Genomic DNA, 7,117 nt, shown 5'->3' with positions numbered 1-7,117 from the left:
CCCGGGGCTTTCACGGCAGAGCTGCGTGAGCGGGTGTTGATCAACTGAAAAGTGCTCCTGACCAGCAAGGATGGGACTTGTCGAGAGTCCATCTGTCGCCGATCGAGGAGCATATTCCAGGTGAAGAAGCGTAGCCGGTTCTATCCCCGCGTCCAGGTCGACACGGCCGACGTGCCGGCGGTCGGTCAGGCCGGTGGCGTGCTGCTGACCGACACCGTCGCCGCTGCCGGACTGGACGGCGCGCTCGCGGCGGCGCTCTCGCCGTGGCGCAAACCGCTGGCGATCCACGACCCGGGCAAGGTCGTCCTCGATCTGGCGGTGACTCTGGCGTTGGGCGGGGACTGCCTGGCTGACATCGCCCTGCTGCGCGCCGAGCCTCGGGTCTACGGCCGGGTGGCCTCGGATCCGACGGTCTCCCGCACGATCGACGCCCTGGCCGCCGACGCACCCGCCGCGCTGAAGGCGATCAACACCGCCCGGGCAACCGCGCGAGCGGCGGTGTGGGCACTGGCCGGCGAACACGCTCCCGACCACGCCGTCGATGCCGCTACACCGATGATCGTGGACATCGACGCCACGCTGGTCACCTCCCACTCGGAGAAGGAACAGGCGGCGCCGACGTTCAAGCGTGGGTTCGGGCACCACCCGCTGTGCTCCTTCCTCGACCACGGGGCCGAGGGCAGCGGGGAGCCCCTGGCCGTGCTTCTGCGCGCGGGGAACGCCGGGTCCAACACCGCCGCCGACCACATCACCGTGGCCCGCTCCGCGTTGGCACAGCTGCCCGGACACCGACCAGGCAGCCGTCCCGGCCGCAAGATCCTGATCCGCACCGACGGCGCCGGGGCGAGCCACGCCTTCCTGACTTGGCTGCACGGGCAGCGGTTGTCCTACTCGATCGGCTTCGGGCTGCCGGCCCACACCGCCGAGCTGCTCAAGAAGATCCCCGCCGAGGTGTGGACGCCGGCCTACGACGCGAACGACCAGATCCGCGACGGGGCCTGGGTCGCCGAGCTCACCGGGCTGCTGGACCTGACCGGGTGGCCGCCGGGGATGCGGGTGATCGCCCGCAAGGAACGCCCGCACCCCGGGGCGCAGCTGCGGATCACCGACGCCGACGGGCTGCGGGTCACCGCGTTCGCCACCAACAGCACCCGCGGCCAGCTGCCCGACCTGGAGCTGCGGCACCGCCGCCGGGCCCGGGCTGAGGACCGGATCCGCTGCGCGAAGGACACCGGGCTGACCAACCTGCCGCTGCACGACTTTGACCAGAACCAGATCTGGTGCGCCATCGTCGCGCTGGCCTGCGAGCTCACCGCCTGGATGCAGATGCTCGCCCTGACCGGCACCGACGCCCGACGCTGGGAACCCAAACGGCTGCGGACCAGGCTGTTCACCGTCCCGGCCACCCTGGCCCTCACCGGCCGGCGCCGACTGCTGCACCTGGCCGAGCACCACCCCTGGGCCGCCGTCGTCCACGACGCCGTCGCACGGCTGCGCACCCTGACCGCCGGACCGGTGCCCGCCCCCGGCTGACCGGCGGCCCTTCGTCCAGACGACCCGCACGACCCCGGACCGTGGAAACCGGCGCCCACCCGAGCGACATCGGCCGAACAGTCACACCCCGATGCCAGAATCACACCCCAGCGGCCCACCGAGTCGCATTCCGATGATCACCGGCGGCCGGACGAAAGATTCGGGCTGGTTGTGCTGTGCCGGGGTCATCTCGTAGTTGAGGACGCCGATGTTCCCGGCCGGGGGAGTGACGCCCTGGCTACCGAGGAAGGGCTCCCCGTCGGCCAGCGACCGGGCGAGACTGACGCTGAGCGTCGTCTTGCCGGCCTTGGCCTTGGCGGAAAGCAGCACGTTCTGCCCCACGTAGGACAGACCCTCGATACGCGGCTGCGGCGGCTCGATGATCACCGCCAGCTCCTCGGCCAAGCTGCGCCGGTACGGCGGGGGCGCGAACTCGGCCTCGGCCTTCTCACGCCTGATGACGTCCCGGGCCTTCTCTCGCACACGCTGCTTGTGAATCTCGATCGGGAGATCCGACGCCCGGAAGCGGTCCTGCAGCTCCTGACTCCTGGCATCGAGGAAGTCCGTCAGCTCGGCGCGGTACTGGCGCAGCTCGTCAGTGTCGCTGTCGTAGACCGCCGTGTACGCCTTGATGCCCTCTCCGGGACACAAAGGGAGGTTCAGTGGGGGGATAGGCGCATTCTGCGCATAAAGAATCGGCGGCGCACCACTCAGTCGCACTCGCTTACGCGCGGCATAGATGTCATCGGTCGACATTCCGCGCTCATTCGGAATACTATTCATGGCAACGGAAACCGCCTATCGGGGACCGTGAGGGGCGCTTGGCAGGCCGTCCCGACGTGATGGTGTTGGTGTTGAGAGAAGAGGGTCCGGTCCTGACGCCCGGGCCCTCTTCGCTTGTCGAAGACGTCGACCGCAGGAGAGCCGACACGCGCTCGACCGTCGCCGGGTCGCTCAGCGGCACCGGGACACCGGCTGCCATACAGCCGACCCAGAGAGCGTGCTTGGCGACGAGGGAGAGCCGGTCAAGGTCGCTCATCGCTGCGCCGCCGACTTGCGCCGAAGCCCCGGAGGGAGCGGGCGGCAGACCTCGGCCAATGACTCGGCGGTGAAGAGGTCCGCCAGCGGGACGCCGAGGAACGTCGATGCGGCCTGGCGCAGCTCGTCGGACGGCGGGACGACCCCGCCCATGGCGGAGAAGACGTGCGAGCGCGGCTTGATGCCAAGCTCGTCAGCGAACTCGGCGTGCGTGTAGCCAGCTCGCCAGACGACCTCGCGGATGGGTTGCTTACCGAACGTGCGGGGCATGCTGTCTCCTGGACAAATAGAGCCAAGAGGACCCGCAAAACGACATACTGCCGCGCTGCGGGTTCCTCTTCCTAAGGACCCGACAGCCTTGCGGCGTCGTTGGGATCAATCGTATTACAGAAACCAACGGCCTGGATGAAGCGTCAGTCGATGGCGCTTACTGCTTCCACGAGACGCGCACGCGCTGAAACAGAATGCGCTCCTGATGCTCTTTACGGCGACTTTCGTAACTTTGAGCGTCTTCACCGCGACGCTGACTGAGGTGGGTCGTCGCGCCAGCTGGATGCGGCTCGATGACAACCTTCTCGACGAGGTGCCCCAGCAGGGTCCGCTGCCACGTCGCGTCGTGGTCGGACCAGACGGCGCGCAGGCTGCGGCCGTTTGTGTCGATGACGAAAGTCGTCCGTTGCGCCTCCGCCAGCTCTCCCCGCGCCGTGGCGATGCGCTGGGTCAGCCGGTCGACCTGGCGTCGGTACCGCCGGTTGTCCAGAACGCCGTCCGCGTGCTGGTCGTCCAGGCCCTCAAGGCGGCGCTCGTCATCCCTGATCCGCTGGCGCAGTTCGTCGTCGTCGGCTCGCTCCTCACGGGTCGACAGGGCCTCCTGGAGGCTCGGCACGTCGAGCCGCGCGAAGACCATGTCGAGTACCCACTTCTCGACCGGCGGGTAGTCGACGCGGATTTTGCCGCAGCCACCCTGGGCCGTGTTGCAGATAAACGAGACGACGCCAGGGCGCTGCGTGCCGTCCGGCAGGTCCCGCTGGGATCGCATGGACCCGGCCAGCGCGTGCCCGCACGCGCCGCACGTCAGAAGGCCCGACATGGGGTACTTGCGTCGGCTCGACCAGTCCGGCGGGCACGAGCGCTGCCACCGGCGGTCGTCGTGGAGGACCTCGCGCAGCCTGTCCCAAGTAGGTCGGTCGAGCACCGGGTCGGCCACCTGGCGCAGCTCGCCGCTGTCCAAGAGGTGGCATCCCACGGTGGCCGGCGCGGTCAGAATCCGCCGCAGGGCCTGGCTCTGCCACCGCGCACCTTCCGGTGCTCGCGGGCCCGGTGCCGTCTTGATGCCTCGGCGGTTGAGGTCTGTCCAGATGCCGTAGATCGACTCACCAGCGAGGACTCGGCGAGCGGCCTCCTGCACGACGGCCGCGCGCTCCGCGTTGATGGTCAGCTTGCCCTCGGTCGCACGGTCGTAGCCGTACGGCGGGAAGCCGCCGTGGTGCTTCCCCTGCTCCTTGCGCTGCTTCGCCGCGCGGGCGACGCGCTCACCGATGCGCTCGGCCTCTGCGGCATCCCACGCGGCGATGGTGCGGGCGACGGCGCGGCCGTCAGCCGTAGACAGGTCAGCATCGCCGGAGACGACCGTTCGGAGCAGGACACCGGTACTCGTGTGCAGGTTGATGAGCTGCTCCAACTCCAGCGGTCGACGCGTCAGCCGGGAGTTGGAGTAGCTGAGGATGACGTCGACCAAGCCATCCTGTGCGGCCTTCATCAACTGCTTGTAGGCCGGGCGCGGCTTTCGGCTGCGGGTGCTCGCGCCGACGTCGTTGTCCTCGAAGATCTCAATGACGTCCCAGCCCTCGCGCTCGGCCCGAGCGAGGCAGTCCTCGCGCTGGCGCTCGACGCCGAGCCGCTCACCTTCGCGGTCGTCACTGATCCGGCAGTAGATGGCGGCTCGGGATCGACGCGTTGGCTGGGGCATGCCCGTATCGTGTCGAGCGAAACGCGCCTGTTGATCGCGCTGAACTCCGGGCTGCCTGGTATAGCCTTAGACAATGCAAACTCGCAAAGCTCGCCGAGCGGGCATCTACTGCCGGATCTCCGTCACCCAGCCAGGGCGGGACAAGGTCGGGTCGCAGGAGCGTAGCTGTCGCAAGCTCGCCGCGGACCACAAGTACGACGTCGTGCAGGTCTATGTGGACGACGGCATCAGCGCGTCCTCGGGTGCTCAGCGCCCAGGCTGGGAGCAGATGCTCGAAGACGTCGCGGCGGGCAAGCTCGACGTCTTGCTGGCCGTGGAGGAGAGCCGATTCGCCCGCCAGGTCATGGCGAAGGAGCAGCTACAGCTGGCATGCATCACGGGCGGCGTTCGATGGCACACCCTCGCCGAGGGAGAGGTCGACCCGGCGTCGGCGGACGGCCAGCTCAGCTCCGGTCTTCGTGCACTGCTGGCCCGTCACGAGGTGCAGCGCAAGTCGGAGCGGCAGCTTCGGGCGAACAACGACCGCCGTTCGCGAGGCGAGCCGATCGGCGGCCCGCGCATCTTCGGGTTCGAGTCCGACCGGATCACTCATCGACCGGACGAGGTTCGCGAGCTGGTCTGGGCCTACGAGAGCATCGCCGACGGCGGCTCGGTGTACAGCATCGCCCGGTCCTGGAACGACCGCGCCATCAAGACGGCCAGCAACTACAAGCCGGGCAAGGCCAACGACAAGTGGTCGTACCAGAGCGTGCGGCAGGTGCTCCTCAACCCGAGGAACGCGGCTATCTACACGCATCGGGGTGAGGAGCTGCCGGTGGTCGCGGCCTGGGAGCCGATCGTCCCGCGTGAGCTGTTCCAGGCGGTCCGCGCCTTGCTGACGGACCCGTCTCGGCGCATCACTGACCATCGGGAGCCTCGTTGGCTTCTGGCCGGCATCGCCACCTGCGGCGTCTGCGGCGGATACATGCGCTCGTCTCGTGGCTCCAGTCGCGGTAAGACCTGGCCGGTCTACCGCTGCACGACGAAGCACAGCCTCCCCGACGATGAGCGCCGGCACGCAGCGATCACGGCGAACGTGCTGGACGAGCTGGCACGGTCCGCCGTCGCTGACGCGTTCATCTTCGGGGCGTCCTCGGAGACGGAGGTCGTGGACCCGGACCTCGCCGAGGCCCGACGTCTACGTGTTAGGCAAGCGGAGCTCGGGACGGAGTTGGACGCGGCCGTCGAGCAGTTCGTCCGCGCCAAGAGCCCACGTGGACGGTCCGCCGCTCAGCGGCTGGTCGATGAACTGGAGGCCGAGGACCTGGCCATCCGCGAACAGCTCGACGGGATCGAACGACAGTCGGCGCGAGCGGCCCTGCTCAGCAACACCTCGGCCGATCTGCTCGGTCGAGGGCGCGTGGACCTGGCCAAGGTGGCTGAGAGCAAGGCCCGGTTGGAGTCGTCCTTCGACGGCCTGCCGCTGGCCAAGCGACGCACGCTGGTCCGCGAGCTGGTGGACGTCGTGGTCAACCCCGGCCGCGGAGCTGGCAGGGTCGACATCATCCACAAGCGTGTGCCGTCCCTGAATGACGACGACGAGTCAGCGAGCGTCCCTTGACGACGACCAGTCAGTTTTGACTAGGCTTGTCGTTCAAGCGTGGGGCACTGACTAGGTCCAGCCCCGGCCCCCAGCGCAGCACGTTCAGACGTCAACGTCCGTGCCCAGCGCAGCCTGCGACAGGCCGCTCCAGACCACGTGGGCCCCTCACTGGGGGGCTCTGGGTCCTTGCGCCTGGACCTTGGTCCAGGCCGGCTCAGGGGAGGGACTGCCGTTCGGCGGCGGGCCGGCTCAACACCCAGGGACAGTCCATGGCCTCCGCCAAGCAACCCAACGGACCACATCAGCGCGCCGTCGCAGCCGAGACGCTGCGGAGGACGCGTACGACACACGCGCTCAGCGGGCACGAGCTGTACGACACTCACCGCGGCATCCAGCGTCGGTGCAAGGGACGCGACTCCTACGTCCACTACGGGATCTCGCTTCACCCGGCCTGGCATGACCTGACGACCTTCGTCAGGGATGTCGACGCGGAGATCGGTCAGCGGCCGTCGCGGATGCACACGATCGACCGCATCGACAACGACCGCTGCTACGAGCCCGGCAACATCCGCTGGGCAACCGCAGGGCGGCAGGCCAACAACCGCGGGCACTCGGCCGAGTCAGCGGAGACGGCCGCGCAGCGGGCAGCAGAGCAATCGTCAAGACCTGTGGATCAAGATCTTTAGGCGGCCTGTTGTTCGGGGGTTTCGTCGGGTCGTTCGATGAGCTTGCCGCCCTGGAATACGGCGCCGGCTCGGACGAGGGCGACCAGGTGGGGTGCGTTGACTGCCCGCCAGCGGTCCTGGGCGGCTTCGATGAGTTTGAAGGCCATCGCCAGCCCGGCGGCTCGTGAGCCGGGCCCGCGGGTGATCTTGGTGCGGTGTCGGACGGTGGCGAAGGTGGACTCGATCGGGTTGGTGGTGCGCAGATGGACCCAGTGCTCGGCGGGGTAGTCGTAGAAGGCGAGCAACTGGTCGAGGTGGTCGGTGATCTTG

Annotated in this window: 7 protein-coding genes; 3 read left to right on the top strand and 4 right to left on the bottom strand. The window is 68.5% G+C overall.

The features are described from left to right. Positions 1-120: 120 nt before the first annotated feature. Positions 121-1,533 carry an IS1380 family transposase gene (locus tag BLW04_RS24190; protein ID WP_091541376.1) on the top strand — a complete coding sequence of 471 codons (1,413 nt, stop codon included), beginning with the start codon at positions 121-123 and terminating at the stop codon, positions 1,531-1,533. Positions 1,534-1,614: 81 nt separating this feature from the next. Here the strand turns inward: BLW04_RS24190 and BLW04_RS24185 are convergent, their stop codons facing one another. The 3 genes from BLW04_RS24185 to BLW04_RS24175 all read right to left on the bottom strand — a co-directional run bounded on the left by BLW04_RS24185 (position 1,615) and on the right by BLW04_RS24175 (position 4,540). Beyond that, a complete protein-coding gene (locus BLW04_RS24185; protein WP_217631250.1) occupies positions 1,615-2,289 on the bottom strand; it encodes an AAA family ATPase in 675 nt (224 codons plus the stop codon). A 279-nt stretch (positions 2,290-2,568) separates the two neighbouring features. After that, on the bottom strand, positions 2,569-2,841 hold the full coding sequence (locus BLW04_RS24180) for a helix-turn-helix domain-containing protein (protein ID WP_091548069.1): 273 nt from the start codon (positions 2,839-2,841) through the stop codon (positions 2,569-2,571). 157 nt (positions 2,842-2,998) lie between these two features. Then, the gene (locus BLW04_RS24175; protein WP_091548067.1) at positions 2,999-4,540 is read right to left on the bottom strand and encodes a recombinase family protein; all 1,542 of its coding nucleotides are present in this window, start codon (positions 4,538-4,540) and stop codon (positions 2,999-3,001) included. 73 nt (positions 4,541-4,613) lie between these two features. Between BLW04_RS24175 and BLW04_RS24170 the strand changes: the two genes are divergently transcribed. Next, the gene (locus tag BLW04_RS24170) at positions 4,614-6,140 is read left to right on the top strand and encodes a recombinase family protein (protein ID WP_091548064.1); all 1,527 of its coding nucleotides are present in this window, start codon (positions 4,614-4,616) and stop codon (positions 6,138-6,140) included. 251 nt (positions 6,141-6,391) lie between these two features. Next, positions 6,392-6,808: a hypothetical protein gene (locus BLW04_RS24165; protein ID WP_091548062.1), complete on the top strand. Its 417-nt coding sequence runs from the start codon at positions 6,392-6,394 to the stop codon at positions 6,806-6,808. Here BLW04_RS24165 and BLW04_RS24160 read toward each other — a convergent pair. Beyond that, on the bottom strand, positions 6,805-7,117 hold a 313-nt coding region (locus BLW04_RS24160; protein ID WP_175484271.1), incomplete at its 5' end, for a transposase. The two genes, BLW04_RS24165 and BLW04_RS24160, sit on opposite strands and share 4 nt — an antisense overlap.

It is taken from the genome of Modestobacter sp. DSM 44400, from assembly GCF_900107175.1.
In the GTDB taxonomy this organism is placed as follows: Bacteria; Actinomycetota; Actinomycetes; order Mycobacteriales; family Geodermatophilaceae; genus Modestobacter.
The sequence above is the reverse complement of the archived record's forward strand: the minus strand, read 5'-3'. Positions and strand labels throughout refer to the sequence as shown.